The organism is Clostridium sp. 2218st1_F5_2218SCRN_220325 (assembly GCF_039062665.1).
Lineage (GTDB): Bacteria > Bacillota > Clostridia > Peptostreptococcales > Peptostreptococcaceae > Intestinibacter.
Genome location: NZ_JBCLNH010000020.1, coordinates 1 through 15,342, shown reverse-complemented (window position 1 = coordinate 15,342; position 15,342 = coordinate 1). Strand labels below are relative to the sequence as shown.

General features: G+C 26.8%; 23 protein-coding genes. 19 read left to right on the top strand and 4 right to left on the bottom strand.

Features of this window, described 5'->3' with window-relative positions:
- Positions 1 to 221: 221 nt before the first annotated feature.
- From ABCM86_RS11540 to ABCM86_RS11530, 3 genes are read left to right on the top strand one after another with little or no spacing between them, the layout of a single operon-like run.
- Positions 222 to 1,067 (top strand): hypothetical protein, encoded by an 846-nt coding sequence (locus ABCM86_RS11540; RefSeq protein WP_295572849.1) that lies wholly within the window; start codon positions 222 to 224, stop codon positions 1,065 to 1,067.
- Positions 1,057 to 1,833 carry a hypothetical protein gene (locus tag ABCM86_RS11535; protein WP_295572846.1) on the top strand — a complete coding sequence of 259 codons (777 nt, stop codon included), beginning with the start codon at positions 1,057 to 1,059 and terminating at the stop codon, positions 1,831 to 1,833. The genes ABCM86_RS11540 and ABCM86_RS11535 overlap by 11 nt, the downstream gene beginning before the upstream one ends.
- A gap of 38 nt (positions 1,834 to 1,871) precedes the next feature.
- Positions 1,872 to 2,636 (top strand): HNH endonuclease, encoded by a 765-nt coding sequence (locus ABCM86_RS11530; RefSeq protein WP_295572843.1) that lies wholly within the window; start codon positions 1,872 to 1,874, stop codon positions 2,634 to 2,636.
- Positions 2,637 to 2,889: 253 nt separating this feature from the next.
- On the opposite strand, the gene ABCM86_RS11525 is transcribed toward ABCM86_RS11530, so the two are convergent.
- On the bottom strand, positions 2,890 to 3,459 hold the full coding sequence (locus tag ABCM86_RS11525; protein WP_195931723.1) for a flavodoxin family protein: 570 nt from the start codon (positions 3,457 to 3,459) through the stop codon (positions 2,890 to 2,892).
- Positions 3,460 to 4,032: 573 nt separating this feature from the next.
- Here ABCM86_RS11525 and ABCM86_RS11520 point away from each other — a divergent pair.
- The 16 genes from ABCM86_RS11520 (at position 4,033) to ABCM86_RS11445 (ending at position 14,186) form a co-directional block, all read left to right on the top strand.
- Entirely contained in the window at positions 4,033 to 4,455 is a 423-nt protein-coding gene (locus ABCM86_RS11520) for a hypothetical protein (protein WP_337814454.1), read from the top strand.
- A gap of 313 nt (positions 4,456 to 4,768) precedes the next feature.
- Complete coding sequence (locus tag ABCM86_RS11515) at positions 4,769 to 4,954, top strand: hypothetical protein (RefSeq protein ID WP_195931874.1); 186 nt, start codon at positions 4,769 to 4,771, stop codon at positions 4,952 to 4,954.
- Positions 4,955 to 5,243: 289 nt separating this feature from the next.
- Entirely contained in the window at positions 5,244 to 5,696 is a 453-nt protein-coding gene (locus tag ABCM86_RS11510) for a hypothetical protein (protein WP_195931875.1), read from the top strand.
- A gap of 597 nt (positions 5,697 to 6,293) precedes the next feature.
- On the top strand, positions 6,294 to 7,541 hold the full coding sequence (locus ABCM86_RS11505; protein WP_295572832.1) for a Glu/Leu/Phe/Val dehydrogenase: 1,248 nt from the start codon (positions 6,294 to 6,296) through the stop codon (positions 7,539 to 7,541).
- Between the two features lie 361 nt (positions 7,542 to 7,902).
- A complete protein-coding gene (locus tag ABCM86_RS11500) occupies positions 7,903 to 8,238 on the top strand; it encodes a PadR family transcriptional regulator (protein ID WP_048926537.1) in 336 nt (111 codons plus the stop codon).
- A gap of 3 nt (positions 8,239 to 8,241) precedes the next feature.
- Entirely contained in the window at positions 8,242 to 8,994 is a 753-nt protein-coding gene (locus ABCM86_RS11495; RefSeq protein WP_295572826.1) for a permease prefix domain 1-containing protein, read from the top strand.
- A 103-nt stretch (positions 8,995 to 9,097) separates the two neighbouring features.
- Positions 9,098 to 9,619 (top strand): cyclase family protein, encoded by a 522-nt coding sequence (locus ABCM86_RS11490; protein ID WP_022070869.1) that lies wholly within the window; start codon positions 9,098 to 9,100, stop codon positions 9,617 to 9,619.
- A gap of 43 nt (positions 9,620 to 9,662) precedes the next feature.
- Positions 9,663 to 10,139 carry an MATE family efflux transporter gene (locus ABCM86_RS11485; RefSeq protein ID WP_195931385.1) on the top strand — a complete coding sequence of 159 codons (477 nt, stop codon included), beginning with the start codon at positions 9,663 to 9,665 and terminating at the stop codon, positions 10,137 to 10,139.
- Between the two features lie 148 nt (positions 10,140 to 10,287).
- A complete protein-coding gene (locus tag ABCM86_RS11480; protein ID WP_195931384.1) occupies positions 10,288 to 10,830 on the top strand; it encodes an RNA polymerase sigma factor in 543 nt (180 codons plus the stop codon).
- Complete coding sequence (locus ABCM86_RS11475; RefSeq protein WP_195931383.1) at positions 10,823 to 11,527, top strand: DUF4367 domain-containing protein; 705 nt, start codon at positions 10,823 to 10,825, stop codon at positions 11,525 to 11,527. Before ABCM86_RS11480 ends, ABCM86_RS11475 begins: the two co-directional genes overlap by 8 nt.
- Before the next feature lie 78 nt (positions 11,528 to 11,605).
- A complete protein-coding gene (locus ABCM86_RS11470; RefSeq protein WP_195931382.1) occupies positions 11,606 to 12,034 on the top strand; it encodes a hypothetical protein in 429 nt (142 codons plus the stop codon).
- Positions 12,035 to 12,066: 32 nt separating this feature from the next.
- Positions 12,067 to 12,519: a hypothetical protein gene (locus tag ABCM86_RS11465; RefSeq protein ID WP_195931381.1), complete on the top strand. Its 453-nt coding sequence runs from the start codon at positions 12,067 to 12,069 to the stop codon at positions 12,517 to 12,519.
- 30 nt (positions 12,520 to 12,549) lie between these two features.
- A complete protein-coding gene (locus tag ABCM86_RS11460) occupies positions 12,550 to 13,395 on the top strand; it encodes a hypothetical protein (protein WP_295572017.1) in 846 nt (281 codons plus the stop codon).
- A 15-nt stretch (positions 13,396 to 13,410) separates the two neighbouring features.
- Positions 13,411 to 13,599: a hypothetical protein gene (locus ABCM86_RS11455; RefSeq protein ID WP_195931379.1), complete on the top strand. Its 189-nt coding sequence runs from the start codon at positions 13,411 to 13,413 to the stop codon at positions 13,597 to 13,599.
- A 56-nt stretch (positions 13,600 to 13,655) separates the two neighbouring features.
- Positions 13,656 to 13,808 (top strand): hypothetical protein, encoded by a 153-nt coding sequence (locus ABCM86_RS11450; RefSeq protein ID WP_295764107.1) that lies wholly within the window; start codon positions 13,656 to 13,658, stop codon positions 13,806 to 13,808.
- A gap of 114 nt (positions 13,809 to 13,922) precedes the next feature.
- A complete protein-coding gene (locus ABCM86_RS11445) occupies positions 13,923 to 14,186 on the top strand; it encodes a Mor transcription activator family protein (protein WP_195931378.1) in 264 nt (87 codons plus the stop codon).
- A 46-nt stretch (positions 14,187 to 14,232) separates the two neighbouring features.
- Here the strand turns inward: ABCM86_RS11445 and ABCM86_RS11440 are convergent, their stop codons facing one another.
- From ABCM86_RS11440 to ABCM86_RS11430, 3 genes are all read right to left on the bottom strand, one after another.
- Positions 14,233 to 14,388 (bottom strand): YvrJ family protein, encoded by a 156-nt coding sequence (locus tag ABCM86_RS11440; protein WP_195931377.1) that lies wholly within the window; start codon positions 14,386 to 14,388, stop codon positions 14,233 to 14,235.
- 80 nt (positions 14,389 to 14,468) lie between these two features.
- Positions 14,469 to 14,699 carry a DUF2922 domain-containing protein gene (locus ABCM86_RS11435; RefSeq protein ID WP_295764111.1) on the bottom strand — a complete coding sequence of 77 codons (231 nt, stop codon included), beginning with the start codon at positions 14,697 to 14,699 and terminating at the stop codon, positions 14,469 to 14,471.
- A 26-nt stretch (positions 14,700 to 14,725) separates the two neighbouring features.
- Positions 14,726 to 14,965, bottom strand: coding sequence for a DUF1659 domain-containing protein (locus tag ABCM86_RS11430; protein ID WP_195931375.1), 240 nt, complete (start codon positions 14,963 to 14,965; stop codon positions 14,726 to 14,728).
- Between the last annotated feature and the right edge of the window lie 377 nt (positions 14,966 to 15,342).

The following is a 15,342-nucleotide window of genomic DNA, read 5'->3' as shown; positions in this document are numbered from 1 at the left end:
CTACTTATAACAAATTAAACAACTATACCTTAGAACTTGAAATTTCTAAGGTATAGTTGTTTTTTTATCCTAATTATCACGAAGTAAGCTAACAGAGCCAAAATAAAAAATAATTTTATAAAAAATGTAACTATAAAAGACGGTATAGCAAATTTACAAATAGAGTTAAAAGATAATTACAATAAAGCTCTTAAATTTGTTTATTATGTGGGGGTATAAATATGATTTATAAAAAAGATGCTAATTTTCCATATCCAATATTAACAAATACATCAAATGCTTATAGTAAGAGTAAATTTATCCTAAATATAGATTTTAAGGAACTAGGAGATAATTATTGCTTTGAACCCAAATATGATATAAGTTCTGATTTTATAAAATCTCAAATAGAGAATAAAAAAGCAGAGTTGATACTAGTTGTTCAAAATAAAGATACTAAATTTTACAAAATAGATGATGTAGAAAGAGAGGTTACAATACCTCAAGAAAGACTTTCTATAAAAGATAAGACAGTAATACAATTACTTATAAAAGCAAAAGAAGATATATCATTTTCAAATAATGAAGACTTAAATGGATTTTATCAACATTTCAAAGAAAATATAGAAGTACCTAAAAACTCAATATTAGGATATTCAAATATAATTACACTAAGTGTAATGAAAAAACCATCACAATTATTTGAGAAAATGATAGATAAAAATTTAAAAGGGCCATTTGAAATAGAACTTTCAAACGAGACGATTATTCTTAAATTTAAAAGTGAAGATTATCAATTTGTTGATATTCCAAATAATAGAGATTTAAATAATGCTTATATACGTGAAGGACTTAGTAGAGCTGTAATTAACTTTGTAATTAATAATGGAAAAGACAACATAGTTGATATTAGCTCAATTGGGGATGATCTATCTAAGGACCTAGACAAAAAGTTATATGTATTAATGAAAAGTAGAAATGTAAAAGAAGTTAGTTTAGAAAATATTGATGAAGTAGTAAATCTTATTGGAAATAACGTAATTGAAAAATTTACTCGTGCAGTAAGGGGGTTATATAATGGAAATTAGAATATTAAATGAAAAAATAATAAAAAGTGAATCATTCTATAATGACTTTTTAGAAGGAAATATAAATCAAAAAGAAGAGTATTTTAGTGATAATGTTATAAATATAGAAGATGCACCATGTTTTCCAATTTATATAGCTAAGGGAAGTGATGAAGAAAAGAAAGCATTATTTTCTAAAGCTATAAATATAATCTCTGAATACTATATAAATACAGATAGAGATATACATATGAACAAAATATTTTGGTATTCATTATTCTGCACAAAAATGAGAGAGTATTTATTAAATGAATATCCTCAAATAAAAGATAGTATAAAAAATTTCCACAATGTAGTTCTTAAAAAATTTGACTGGGAAAATTATGTGTATAAATGTATTTTAGCAGCAGAATATATAAAAGATTACACAACAGATGAGCTAGAAAGAGAAAGATATATAGGATTAATAGTAGATAATTTAGATTTTTATAACTATATATTAAAATATCCTATCTTTAGAAGCAAAGAATTTTTAATAAAGATGTTAAATATAGTTGATAGATTAAATTTAGGACCTATATTTAAAGCTAAAATAAAAAATAGAAAAGATCTTGGAGAAGATAACCGTTATGGAAGAATGGTGTTATTTGAGATGAATAAAAGCTATCCAGTTATAATAGCACCTGCTATGAGTGAAGAGGATTTAGAGGAACTTACTTTGAAGTATTTGGGATATTATTATGATAAAGAATTACCAGAGCCTAAATATGTTCAAGAATCTTATTAGAATAAAAAATATATAATAATTTAACCAAGGAGATACAAATGGGGGAAACAGGAAAATTTTATTCATGGGAGATAGTAAACGACATAACAGCCATAAAAAACTGTGATAAATCATTTTTTCAACATAGAGGTTCGGGAGTACCAATAGAAATAAGATGGTTTTTCGATTCTGAAAATATACAAAATGGCGAGCAAAGACCACTTATTTTAATATATAAGAATAATGAATATAAAGCACATATAGAAATGGAAAGTTCTCAGCTTTCAAGAACACGTATGTTTTGGAAAGCTGATCTAAAAAAAGAATTTGATGAAGTATTAAAAGATTATAGATTAAAATCGGGAAAAGAAAGTGGATATCCAGCAATAAAATTCACAAAAATATCTAGCGATACATATAAAGTTGAATTTATAAAAATAGATTCATTAAATGATGAGAATATAAATCCACTTGAAACAATTGAAATTGAAAATAGAGTGGAAGGAAAGCTAAAAAAGATTTATACAACAAAGTATGAAAGAAGCCCTCAAAATAGAAAAAAAGCTATACAAATACATGGAACTAGATGTATGGTGTGCGATTTTGATTTTGAAGAAGTTTATGGAGAGTTAGGGAAGGATTTTATAGAAGTTCATCATACTAAACCTCTTTATAGTTTTGATGGAGAAATTATTATAAATCCTGAGGAAGATTTAGTTTGTTTATGTTCAAATTGTCATAGAATGATACATAGGAAGAGGGATAAAATTTTATCGGTTGAAGAATTAAAAGATATAATAGAAAGTCAAAGTATATTTGCATAAATTATATATAAATTCAAGAAAAACTGCTGTAGAAAAAATTCAATTTTTCGCAGCAGTTTTTATATAGAAATAAATCGAACATACATTCGCAAAAACACTTGCGCATATCGAACATATGTGCTATTATAAAAATACAAATGACAAAGCGCAAGAATTTATATAAAAATATAGATTAATAAATAACGCACTCTCAAAAAAATTAAAATAAAACATCCAACAAAAGCTTGTAGTATTCTACAAGCTTTTTTCCTACCTAAAATGTATAATCTAAAGTTAAATCTTCTACTAAGCTGCGGCCTAGTTCTCTAGCCATTTCAGGGTATTTACTATTTTCCATGTCTTCTCTTTCATGGCAAGAATACGCTAATACTTGTCCCATATCTTCAAACCTTAAATAGCGGCAAAGAGTTTCGTAGTGAAGTTTAAGTGGATCCATTGCCCATTCTTGTTTATCTCCACAAGCAGCTAATAATACTGCCTTTTTAGGGAATTTTCTGATTTTCTTGTTTATAGAGAAGAAACGATCGATTGCCGTTTTTAATTGAGTAGATATCCCAAAGTAATATACAGGAGTTACAAAGGCGATTAAGTCTGCCGATAGTATCTCTGGATAAAGTCTAGTCATTGCATCATCAGATACGCATTTATTAGTCCCATTCTTTTGGCAGTGATGGCATCCAATGCATGGTCTTATATTTAATATTCCTGTATCAAAACGAACGACTTCATGCCCTGCCTCTTTTGCCCCTTTTGCAAATTCATCAGCTAATAATGATGTAGTCCCTTTACTCCTAGGACTCCCAGTTAAAATTAATATTTTCATGTAGATTCCCCCTTTAATTGAAATTGTAGAATTGACTTATATTATAGTGAATTTAGTGTTAATTTCAGCTAACAACAAAATTATGCTGACAACAAAAATTATATTATCAATTACCCCTATATATTAATAATATCTAAATTTTTAAAAAAGTAAATGTATATTTATAAGTATTATAAAATATACATTTATATTTTTATATAATGATAATTCTAATTTGTTATATTAGATAATTAAATATATAAAAAAGTTAATATTGTGATATAAATACGTTAACATTTTTATATAAATAGTTATTTTCAAGTTAATTTAAATTAATATGAAAGTTTAGATTTAGATGGAAAATTGCAGGATGATAAAGCATTTTATACGGCATGGAAGAAAGTATTTATGCATTATTAAAAATATAAATTTTGGAAAAATATTTTCCTGGTAAAAATATACTATACTGTTAATATTATTATATTTTTTTGTTAATATACTTATAGAAAAACACCTCTAGAGTGAATATAATAAATGTATAAAATATAAGAAAAAATTTATATAAATGGATATTTTAATATTTGGAGGAGGAAAATGATAAAGATAGGCAGAGATTTCATTCTATTATTTACAATGAGCCTTTTATATATTGTATTTAATAAGGCAATAAATATTTCTATGGCAGAAGGTATTATAGTTTCATCAGGTACAGCAGGTATATTTTCTTTATTGAGTGATACGATAAGAAATATAGATGAAAATGATTTAAGAACGAGAGTATCACTTTCAGAAAAAGAATTAAAAATAATAGCAAAAATGAGATTAGTAGCAAGAGATGGTATACTAACATTTATATTATGCTACGGAATAATGAGAGTTTCTTTTGGAGGACCAAAATTAACAATTATAGACACTATACCATTTGTAATTGCAGCATTAGCACCAACACTAGTTGTATGCGAGCTAAGTAAAGAGCTTAGAAAAAAAGAAAAAGGGAATGTTATAGTAGATAGATAAAAATATTTTTAACTTATAGGGGATAAGTTAAATTTGAGTTAACTTAAAATATGCAAACAGTTAAAATATCTTAATATAAATATAAAATAGATATAATTGAAATGACCTAAATAACTATACGTTAGACATATCGTATAGTATTTTCTTTTTGAAAAAATTTTAAGAAAATGTAACATTGTAAAATGTGTGCAAAAAATGAGTCATTTCGTAGAAAAAGAATAAATATAAACATATATTATAGTAAAGAATGAATCAGAACATCAATTAAACGAAAGAACAAAAAATTGGATAGACTTATAGGAGGTAATGCCATATGAAAAGATTCTTTATAGATGTTGTGATAGTTTTTATAATATTCTTTTTCTATTTAATGTATGCTGGAGAAACTACTATAATGGAAGGGATAGTTGCATCATTAGCAGCAGGATGGTTTTTCGGTTTACTTGCTGAAATGTTTGTAGCAATTATATCAGTAGTAAGAGAGACTTTTAATTCTTGACTGTAATTTTTATGAGATGAAAATATAGAAGGATTGGTCAATTGGATATGAGTATAGTTAAAGCTTAAAATCCCATGTAGAACTATTAGATTCTACATGGGATTTTATCATTATATTTAAATTTAATTATGATACACACACCCATATAACTAGATTTACCTTGTGTTAATATTGTTATATTTTTAGTTAAGATACTTATAGAATTAATATTTATCAGTGAATATAATGTAATTAAAAAGATAAGAAAACTAATTAAAATTAAAGTGGACGATATAAGGGGGTAAAAGATATGAAGAAAATATCTAAAGATTTAGTGGTATCATTTATTATATTTTATTTATATTTAGTAATTACAAAATCTACAGATTCAGTAGCTAGTACGTTGATAGTTTCTATTTCTGGTGCAGCAATGTTTAGTTTATTCAGCTTAATTATAGATTCTTTAGTAAGAGGATATTGTGAAATGAAGAGAAGTGATTCAAAAGAACAAATCCATAAGAAACTACAAATAAGTTTAGTATGCAGAGATACTTTATTAGCATATTGCTTGATATATGGATTTATGACTAGAAGTTTTGGTTTAGGTTTATCAATTCCACAAATATCTGCTTACTTAGTAGCAGCAATGGCACCAACTATAGTAATAGGAATATTTATAAAAGAAATGAGATTGCCATTCTTAAAACAATACTCAGAACATGATGTAGTTGTTAAATCAATGGGTTCTCACAAAAGTGCTTAATTAAAAATATAATTTATAAAGCAGAAGATAATTAATCCTGTGTGATTTTTCACACGGGATTTTTTGATTTTAAACTATATAAATAGACTAAAATAAGCCCTAATACATGAATAATAGATAATAAATTAAAGCGATTTTTTATAAAAGATATATATAAATAAAAATTATTTATACAAGTGAAAAAATAATTTTTATTTATATTTTTCATAATATAAAAAATGTAGAAATATAGAGATTATATCTACTATGGTCGATAGTTAAGTGTCAAATAAAGTCAAAGTTTAATTGAAGGAAAATTATAAAAATTCAATATAAAGAACAGTTTTTTTAGGCTTGTTCATATATTAATAGCAAAATATTTGAAATATCAACAATACTACATAAAAAAGAGTTTTGAAAAGTAATAAAAAAATGCAATATAAAAGAATTTTAAAATATAAAATTAATAATCAATTAAATAAAAATTCAATTACATATAAAAAAAAAATATGATATAATCTAGTTATGATGAATGGTAATAATTGACAATTTAATATAAAAACATTTGAGAAACCAAAAATTTAAAAATTTATGTAAAATTTTAGGGGGGCTTATAAAATGGCAGAAAAAACTTTAAATGTATTTGAAATCGCACAGTTACAAGTTAAACATGCTTGTGATAAATTAGGAACTGATCCAGCAGTTTACGAAATACTTAAAAATCCAATGAGAGTTATGGAATTTAACTTTCCAGTAAAAATGGATGACGGAACTATAAAAACTTTCACTGGATATAGATCTCAACACAACAACGCTTGCGGACCATTTAAAGGAGGTTTAAGATTCCATCCAAATGTAACTTTGGACGAAGTTAAAGCTTTATCTACTTGGATGACTTTCAAATGTGGTGTAACTGGTATACCATATGGTGGAGGTAAAGGTGGTATGGCAATCGATCCTAATGATTACTCTAAAGGTGAATTAGAAAGAATATCTAGAGGATTTGCTGCAGCACTTGCTCCATTTATAGGAGAAAAAGTGGACGTTCCTGCTCCAGATGTAAACACTAACGGAGAAATAATGTCTTGGATGGTTGATGAACATGCAAAAGTAACTGGTGAATTTGCTCCTGGTACTTATACTGGTAAACCTGTTGATTTCTATGGTTCTTTAGCTAGAACAGAAGCTACTGGATATGGTGTAGCAATGATGGCTAGAGAGGCTTTAGGAAAAGTTGGTATCGATATTAATGGTGCAAAAGTGGCATTACAAGGTTGTGGTAATGTTGGTAGCTATGCAGGTATGTATATCGAACAATTTGGTGCTAAAGTAGTAATAGTTGGCGATTATACTGGTACTATAGCTAACCCTGATGGTATAGATATGAAAGCCTTAATGGCTTATGTAGCTGAAACTAGAGGTGTTAAAGGATTCTCTGGTGCTGAAGCTACAGATCAAGATGTTTTAACTGCTGATGTTGATTTATTATTACCTTGTGCTCTTGAAAATCAATTAACTGCTGAAAATGCTAACGACGTCAAAGCTAAAGTAGTTTGCGAAGGTGCAAACGGACCTACTACTCCTGGTGCTGACGAAATATTCGCTCAAAAAGGAATAACTTTAGTTCCAGATATATTAGCTAACAGTGGTGGTGTTACAGTTTCTTACTATGAATGGGTACAAAACTTACAAAGAGACTCTTGGTCATTTGAAGAAGTCCAAGCTAAACAAGAAAAAGCAATGAAAAAAGCTTTTGATGCTATATGGGCAATCAAAGAAGAATATGGTGTAGATATGAGAACTGCAGCATACATGTCTTCAATTAAGAGAGTTGCTGATGCTATGAAACGTAGAGGTTGGTACTAAAATTTAAAGAATTTTAAGCCTATAATAAATAGATAAATAAGGAGATGAAACATGGTTGTGTTTCATCTTCTTTTTTTATTAGCACAAGTCTTTATTTTTGAAGGATTTACAATATCAGATGGAGAATCCTGAAGAGTGGCTAGATTATTAAAAGTAAAAGTTATTGGTTTATAGATTAAAAAAATATAAATATTTATAATGATAAGGAAGATAGGAATTTTTATGATTTCTATCTTTTTTAGTGTTTGAATATAAAAATTTTAAAAAAAATACCTTGCATTATATAGTAATGTGTATTACTATATAAACAACAGTACCTTGCAATATAGAGTATTAAGTTTTATAAAGAGATGGTGAAATAATGGAACTAAATAAAGAAGCTTTAAAAGGTCACATTGACACAATAATTTTATCAATCTTAAATGAAAAAGATTGTTATGGATATGAGATTGCAAAAACAGTAAAGGCTAAATGTAATAATATGTTTGAATTAAAAGAAGGAACAATGTATTTAGCACTTAAACGTATGGAATCAAAAGGATTTATAGAATCTTACTGGTCACAGGAAGAAAGTGCTGGAGGCAGAAGAAAATATTATAAAATGACTGATTTAGGAAAAGAAACTTATCAAACTAAAAAGAAAGAATGGTTTTTTATTAAAGAAGTAATGGGTTCATTTTTAGGGGAGGAAATTTAAAAAATGGATAAAATAGATAAATATTTGTGCAATTTATTTAATAACGATAAGAGTGCAGGAGTAATTGAATTAAAGGAAGAACTAAAATGTCATCTGCTTGATATGGCAGATGAATTTATAAGTCAAGGACATAGCAAAGAAGAAGCGTATGATATGGCTATAAATAAATTTGACATAGATAACGATGTGTTAAAGATACTATGTGAAAATGCTAAGGAGAATAACAAAAAATTAGAGGGGAGAAATAAAATGATAACTAAATCAATAAAATTTACTAAAATAATAACTTTATTATCAGCAGTTATATTCGTTATATCATTTGTATTATCAAATATGGATATAGAACAAAAAACACAACATAATAAATGGATAGATGAAAGTAAGAGATTTGAAGAAACTTTCAATAAATTTGTTAGTTCAAGAGATGTAAATAGTACCGATCAATATAAGTCAGAATTAGATAAATTATTAAAGTCTAATGAATGGAATTGTGTATATAGATTATATGTTTATGATGATGAAAATATATTCTCAGAACCTGTATATACATATCAAGTAAAGGGTGGAACATCTAATTTTGAAACATCTGGTCAAACAGAAAAAAATGGAAAAGGTCAAGTTTTATACTATAGATTAAAATTAAAAGACACAGTCAGTACAAAAATCGTGGAAACAGTTAAAATTATAAGCATATATACGACTTTAATTTTCTTTGCCATCTTCATGATATTAAAAAGACAATATAAAAAATTATAGATAAGATTTATTTTAAAAACTCCTTATATTAAATATAATTGTGATATAGGGGGTTTTTGTTGCGTTATAATAAATAATATAAACAATATCAGGGGGGATATAAATGAGTAATTTAAATTTATGGGAAGATCTTAATAAATTAAAGGAAACATGCAAGTGGGTTGATTTAAGCCATGAGGTTAGTCCAGAAACACCACATTGGTTTGGTTTTCCGTCTGTAAAATCTTCTGTACTTTATGATTTTGAAAAGGATGGTTTCAGAGCTCATACTTATGAAATTGTGAGCCAATATGGAACACATGTTGATGCACCTGTTCATTTTGTTAAAGGGAAAAGAAGTTTGGATACTTTTAAACCAGATGACATGGTAATGCCATTATGTGTCCTTGATTTATCTAAAGAAGTATCACAAAATCCTGATTTTACTGTTACAGTAGATGATATACTAGCTTGGGAAGAGAAAAATGGCAAAATTGTAGAAATGACACCATTGGGAGCAGAATGTTGTAGAGATGCTAATTGGCATATGGAAAAAGCCAACAAGGATTTAGTGGTTGGACTTACTGATATAGAAGAAGATATGTTTATAAGTATTTTAAAAAAAGTATTAAATACGATTGAGTAAATGTCTGTAGCAACAGGCATTTTACTATAAATTAATTAATCGCATGCTATTAATAAAAATTGGAGGTATACAAAATGCTATACCAGCAGTTATAGCGATGTTAATGGTTTTGATTTATAACTTGGCAGATACATTTTTTATAGGTCAAACACATGATGCATATCAAGTTGCTGCTGTTTCACTAGCAACACCAGTATTTTTAATATTTATGTCTGTAGGCTCAATCTTTGGGATTGGAGGTACATCAGTAATTGCACGTGCTTTGGGAGAAGGAAAAGAAGAATATTCTAAAAAAGTTTGTTCATTTTGTATGTGGAGCTGTGTAGGAATAGGTATTGTATTAACAATACTTATGCTAGTATTTATGGATAAAATATTAGTTTTAATTGGAGCCAGTCCAGAAACTTGGAAATTTACAAAAACTTATCTAATCATTGTAAGTTTTTCAGGAGTTTTTGCAATTATTTCAAGTTGTTTCTCAAATATTTTAAGAGCAGAGGGTCAAGCTGGAAAGGCTTGAAAAAAGAAGAGCTAAGGAAGTACTGGTAAAAGAAGAAAAGAAGGTATTAGCTCCAGTTATATATTTATATAGGATAATTTATTTAAATAACATGGAGCGCATTAGGTTAGCTTGTGATTAATTTACAATTAGAAGAGAGAGAGAAAGTATGTTATTATATTTAAGTTTAATTGAAACAGAAGAAGATAAAATAAAGTTTGAAGATATCTTTAATAGTTATAAAAAAACTATGTATTATGTTGCTAATAGCATATTGAAAGATGAGCATTACTCACATGATGCAGTTCAGAATAGCTTTTTAAAAATAATTAAAAATATTGATAAAATTGAAGATGTAAAAAGCAACAAAACGAAAGGATTTATCGTTACTATAGTAAAGAACTCTTCAATAGACATATATAGGAAGCTACAAATGGAAAAAAATAAAGTTCAAAAAATTGAAAATGAAATAAAAGGTTTTGAACAAGAAGTATATGATACTGATATTTTACCTAATAAAGTAGATGTTGCTATATTGAAGCTTCCAGAACGATACAAACAAGTATTTTTCTTAAAATACTCTCATGGATTACATGATAATAAAATTGCAGAAATATTAGATATAAGTCCTTCTACAGTAAGAACTAGAATAAAAAGAGGTAAGGAAAAATTGAAAATCATATTAGATGAAATGGAGAAAGTACATGGATAAATATGAAATTACTGATGATTTACTTTTTCAGCATTGTACTAATGTTGAAAACTTTATATTAGAACAAATACCTGATGAAGAAGACATTGATTATGAGTATCCTAAAGAATTTGAAAAGAAAATAAAAAAAATAATTAAAGAGGAAAAGAGAAGATCATTTTTAAATAAGATATATTTGTATACAAAAAAAGTAGCTGTAGTATTTATAGCATTTTTAATTAGTTTATTTGCAGTAACTATGAGTGTTGAGGCATTAAGAACGAAGTTATTTGATATGGTTAAAGATGTTTATGAAAAATTTACGATATATAAATTTAAAATAGATGAAAATGACAATGAAAAAGTAAATTTTTTAGAGAAGAAAAGTATTAATTATTTACCAGATGGTTTTGAAGAGATTGATAGAGCAGAGTATGACAATGATATATCGATAACTTATTCCGATGGAGAAGATTATATAACTTTAAATTACTTGCTAATTGAGAATAGTAATTTATACATGGATACAGAGAATGCACAAATAAGTAAAGCTCAAATAAACAGTTATAACGCAGATTATATTGAAAAAGAAAATAAAAGTCGCTTAATATGGCAAGATGAAAGTACTTTGTATGATTTAAAATTAGACTATATAAATAAAGACAAATATTTAGATATTAAGTCTGAATTAATAAAAATTGCGAAAAATATAAATTAATTTGATAAAAAATGAAACAAATCCTCATAAATTATTCGTTTACTTAGTGTAAAGAAATTTAGGGGGTTTTTTTTATATATGAAAAGAAAGATAATCAGTAGTTTAGGTGTATCAGTATTAGCATTTAATATTTTATTAGCTACTCCAATATTTGCGAATGAATATGAGACAAATTTAGAAATACAAAATGAAGCAAGGTATACTCATATCGATAAGGCAAGCAGCAATCTAAAAATAAGTGGTGGTGTAGCAACTGTAAGCGCTAGCATGACTGCTAATCCAGGAATTAGTAAGACATTAATAACATCAAGGTTACAAAAAAAAGTTAATGGTTCGTGGGAAACAATACAATCATGGACAGAGACAAGTAATACTATTTCCTGTAGACTTAATAAAACTAAATCAGTTTCAAAAGGAAGTAGCTACAGAATATATTCAACAGTGAAGGCTTATAAGGGGACTGATTCTGAGAGTATTGCTATATTTAGCAATATTGTAAACTATTAATTAATATTTATGAAAAAGTGGGAGGTGTGATAGTGAGAAAAAGTTTATTAATTGTAATAATAGCAATATGTTTTATATCAGGATGCTCAATAAATAAAGGGAATACAACCAAAACAGAGTCTGGATTTGACGTTCCTATAGTAGAAGTTAAAAATGAAGAAGATAAAATAGAAATAGCAAGAATTGTATTTGAAGAATACTTAAAGTTAACTTATGAAAACTATTTAAATGATAAAAATGAAAGAGTTAATATTCTTAAAGAGTATAAAATTAAGGATATAAATGTATTAGAGAATGTAAATTCTGAAGAATACAGAATAGAAATAACATATGATTTACAATCAATTGATGGATATGTGACTGTATTTGAAACTGGAAATGGTGAAATAAAAAATGACAATTGGGTAAAAGGAAAATATCAAATAGTAGATATAAAAAAAATAGGTAAAAATAAATATACTATTTTAGAAATGTACACAGGATAGATTATAAAAACAATATATTCTAATATATTTTTGATAACTGCAAATGCACAAGATGTTCAAAGTATAAATGAGCCTAATAGTCAAATTGTATTTAAAGATAGTGAAGATGTTTATGAGAATGAAGAAACTGAAACTGTAAACGAGTTCATTAAATTGCAAGAACTTAATAAAAAAAGTGATTCTAATTTAAAATCGATAGGATATTCAAATGAAGATATTAAACTGATAAGGCAATATAAAGATGATTTTAATAATCATATTATTAGCTTAAATGAGTTATCTGATGAAGTGTTGATATCTTTAGGATACAACAATGATCAAGTTGATACAATTAGGAATTTTAATGGTTCGGAAGATCATATGATTAAAGCAAGTGCTACTTGTTCAGTTAGTAGAAGCAGTGGACGTTTTTATTATGATAGTATAAATAAAGCAACAAATTTAATTGTTAACTATTCATTTAAGTGGAGTGGTGCTCCCGTATTTAGAGGAACTGATTTAATGGCTGTATCTAATGGTGAACAAACGTATTTCCATAGTAGTTCTTATTTAAATGTTTCATATGCACCATTAGGAAGTACAGGTGCAACTTCTAGTAAAAAAATATATGCCAAAATTCATGACTCTGGTAATACTGGTGCATCGTTTTCATTTAAGATGATTGGAAATAATGGATTATCTTATGCTAAATCTGGATCTGGAAAAGTTTATTTACATAGACAAAATGTTAATTTATCTCAAGTTGGAGTAGGTGTTAAGTATGGACATTCTACAATATCAATCTCACCATCAGTTTCATTCCCTTTAGGAGGAGGAATTAGTTTTTCTAAAAATGTTCAAAATATAGGTCCAAATCCTCTTATATGTTATAAATAAAGGATGGTGATTAGAATGAAATATTTTTTATGTGGATTATTTACGATTATATTAGGGTATATTTTATCTTCTTTATTCAGTGGAATTGGAGTTGATTCAGTAGAAATGACATACATTAATTCTATTATGATTTCAGTAATATTTTTATCAGGTGTAGTTTCTTTCTGGGGATATATTATTTTTGATAAAATTAAAAAGAAATAAAAAAGAAAAGTAAAGAACAAGTAGGTGTAACTTTAGATAAAGAGATAGTTGATAAGTTGAAAACTGTTGTTATAGATTTAAATATTACTATGTCCAAGTTATTTGAAAATTTACTTATAACTTTACTAGAAGATGTGAAAATTAAAGAAAAAAATATAGAGATATATAATAATAAAAATAAGTTAAAGGGTAGAAGAAAAACAGAATAGGCATTACGTTTGATAAAAATAATTGTTTTTTAGTAGGTAAAATATAATATTTGCAGAATATCCATATAAAGTAGTTTATTAATTTAAGATAATAAGGTTATAGGAGGATATTTTATGGATTTAAAAATAAGTGATTTACCTCCACAATTTGAAAATATAGCTATAGAGCTTGGTATAGACAAAATAAAGGCTTTATTTAAAGAATTTGGGGGAACATCAGTATACTTTCCTACTGAAAAGATGGTATATAAAGAAGCTAGAGATAGAGAAATTATATCTCAGTACAATGGATTTAATCATAAGGAATTAGCAGGTAAATACAATATGTCTGAAAGTTACATAAGAGCTATAATAAACAGGCATAAGAAAAGTGTTTAAAGTAAAGGAGCTACACACCTAATTTATATTGAGATGTGTAGCTATTCTACATTTTATTATTTAATTCACTTATGTTTGAGTTCAAAGAATTAATACCGATACTCAAATTTTCTAGTTTCCCTTCAATTCGGACCAATAGATACATTGTCACGATTGCAGGAAAGCCTAAATTAGCTACTAATTGCATTAAATCTAGTTCCATTGATTATTCCTCCAAATAATATTAAAACTTCCTAGAAAGCCCCTCATGAGCTTAGAAGGGCGTTTCTAATGTTTCATGAGTTACGAAACTACTAAATCAAACTCTGTAGTTTCTGTTTGAACTACTTTTGCATCTTTTGCAGTAACTATATCCTCACCACTTGGTGCAAATATATTTTTTTCAATTATTAAGTCCATAACAGCTTTTATTTCTGATTCTGTTATATCTTCTCTTGGATCTGTTACGAATAGACTTACTTTTCTTCCAAACTGAGTCATGAATGTCATTAATAATTTTACTTCTGTATTCATATTAAATTCCTCCTAATTATAATTTTTTAATTTAAGCTTGTGTTATCTTGCTTTGCGATATCTAAAACTGAGTGCTTTTGAAGTGATGCTATTGCTTTTGCAACGTTAAGAACGTCTAAAGGTTTTGCATCATGCTTTAAGCTTGAGTAAGTTCTTGATTTTATTACAGACCTTCCATTATCCCCCAAACCACAATCAAACTTTATTCTTAAAGATGATGGATTTTTAATTTCTGTTACTTCTATAGCTAATTCTCTGTTTTGCATGTTTTTTACCTCCTATATATTTGATTAATTAAAGTGTAAGTTGTTTTAATTTCAATGTCCTAAAATATAGTTGATTAAGATTTTTGATGATTTTAATTAATGAAAAATAAAGGCAATAAAAAAAGCTATAGTTGGGGGACTATAGCTATAAAATGGGGGAGATTGAATTTATTTTCCGTTCATATTTTAATTATTATCTTGTATTAAAAATATATACATTTATTTAGAAATTTACATGAAAAGTAAGGGATTGTAATAGGTGGATGGTTATTTTATGATGCTATTCGCATGGTTTTTTCTTATGATGAATTATCATATTAAGTGCAACACTTAAAAATGGATAAAAAAATAGCTCATAAGTTTATGTTCATGTTACA

What these genes read in the sequence shown, in the direction of transcription:
- ABCM86_RS11440 (WP_195931377.1), bottom strand. Translation starts at nt 14,388, where the DNA reads ATGGAACTAGATTTAATGCAATTAGTAGCTAATTTAGGCTTTCCTGCA.
- ABCM86_RS11445 (WP_195931378.1), top strand. Translation starts at nt 13,923, where the DNA reads ATGGATTTAAAAATAAGTGATTTACCTCCACAATTTGAAAATATAGCT.
- ABCM86_RS11505 (WP_295572832.1), top strand. Translation starts at nt 6,294, where the DNA reads ATGGCAGAAAAAACTTTAAATGTATTTGAAATCGCACAGTTACAAGTT.
- ABCM86_RS11490 (WP_022070869.1), top strand. Translation starts at nt 9,098, where the DNA reads ATGAGTAATTTAAATTTATGGGAAGATCTTAATAAATTAAAGGAAACA.
- ABCM86_RS11435 (WP_295764111.1), bottom strand. Translation starts at nt 14,699, where the DNA reads ATGAATACAGAAGTAAAATTATTAATGACATTCATGACTCAGTTTGGA.
- ABCM86_RS11500 (WP_048926537.1), top strand. Translation starts at nt 7,903, where the DNA reads ATGGAACTAAATAAAGAAGCTTTAAAAGGTCACATTGACACAATAATT.
- ABCM86_RS11495 (WP_295572826.1), top strand. Translation starts at nt 8,242, where the DNA reads ATGGATAAAATAGATAAATATTTGTGCAATTTATTTAATAACGATAAG.
- ABCM86_RS11510 (WP_195931875.1), top strand. Translation starts at nt 5,244, where the DNA reads ATGAAGAAAATATCTAAAGATTTAGTGGTATCATTTATTATATTTTAT.
- ABCM86_RS11520 (WP_337814454.1), top strand. Translation starts at nt 4,033, where the DNA reads ATGATAAAGATAGGCAGAGATTTCATTCTATTATTTACAATGAGCCTT.
- ABCM86_RS11540 (WP_295572849.1), top strand. Translation starts at nt 222, where the DNA reads ATGATTTATAAAAAAGATGCTAATTTTCCATATCCAATATTAACAAAT.
- ABCM86_RS11480 (WP_195931384.1), top strand. Translation starts at nt 10,288, where the DNA reads ATGTTATTATATTTAAGTTTAATTGAAACAGAAGAAGATAAAATAAAG.
- ABCM86_RS11530 (WP_295572843.1), top strand. Translation starts at nt 1,872, where the DNA reads ATGGGGGAAACAGGAAAATTTTATTCATGGGAGATAGTAAACGACATA.
- ABCM86_RS11455 (WP_195931379.1), top strand. Translation starts at nt 13,411, where the DNA reads ATGAAATATTTTTTATGTGGATTATTTACGATTATATTAGGGTATATT.
- ABCM86_RS11535 (WP_295572846.1), top strand. Translation starts at nt 1,057, where the DNA reads ATGGAAATTAGAATATTAAATGAAAAAATAATAAAAAGTGAATCATTC.
- ABCM86_RS11485 (WP_195931385.1), top strand. Translation starts at nt 9,663, where the DNA reads ATGCTATTAATAAAAATTGGAGGTATACAAAATGCTATACCAGCAGTT.
- ABCM86_RS11515 (WP_195931874.1), top strand. Translation starts at nt 4,769, where the DNA reads ATGAAAAGATTCTTTATAGATGTTGTGATAGTTTTTATAATATTCTTT.
- ABCM86_RS11470 (WP_195931382.1), top strand. Translation starts at nt 11,606, where the DNA reads ATGAAAAGAAAGATAATCAGTAGTTTAGGTGTATCAGTATTAGCATTT.
- ABCM86_RS11430 (WP_195931375.1), bottom strand. Translation starts at nt 14,965, where the DNA reads ATGCAAAACAGAGAATTAGCTATAGAAGTAACAGAAATTAAAAATCCA.
- ABCM86_RS11525 (WP_195931723.1), bottom strand. Translation starts at nt 3,459, where the DNA reads ATGAAAATATTAATTTTAACTGGGAGTCCTAGGAGTAAAGGGACTACA.
- ABCM86_RS11475 (WP_195931383.1), top strand. Translation starts at nt 10,823, where the DNA reads ATGGATAAATATGAAATTACTGATGATTTACTTTTTCAGCATTGTACT.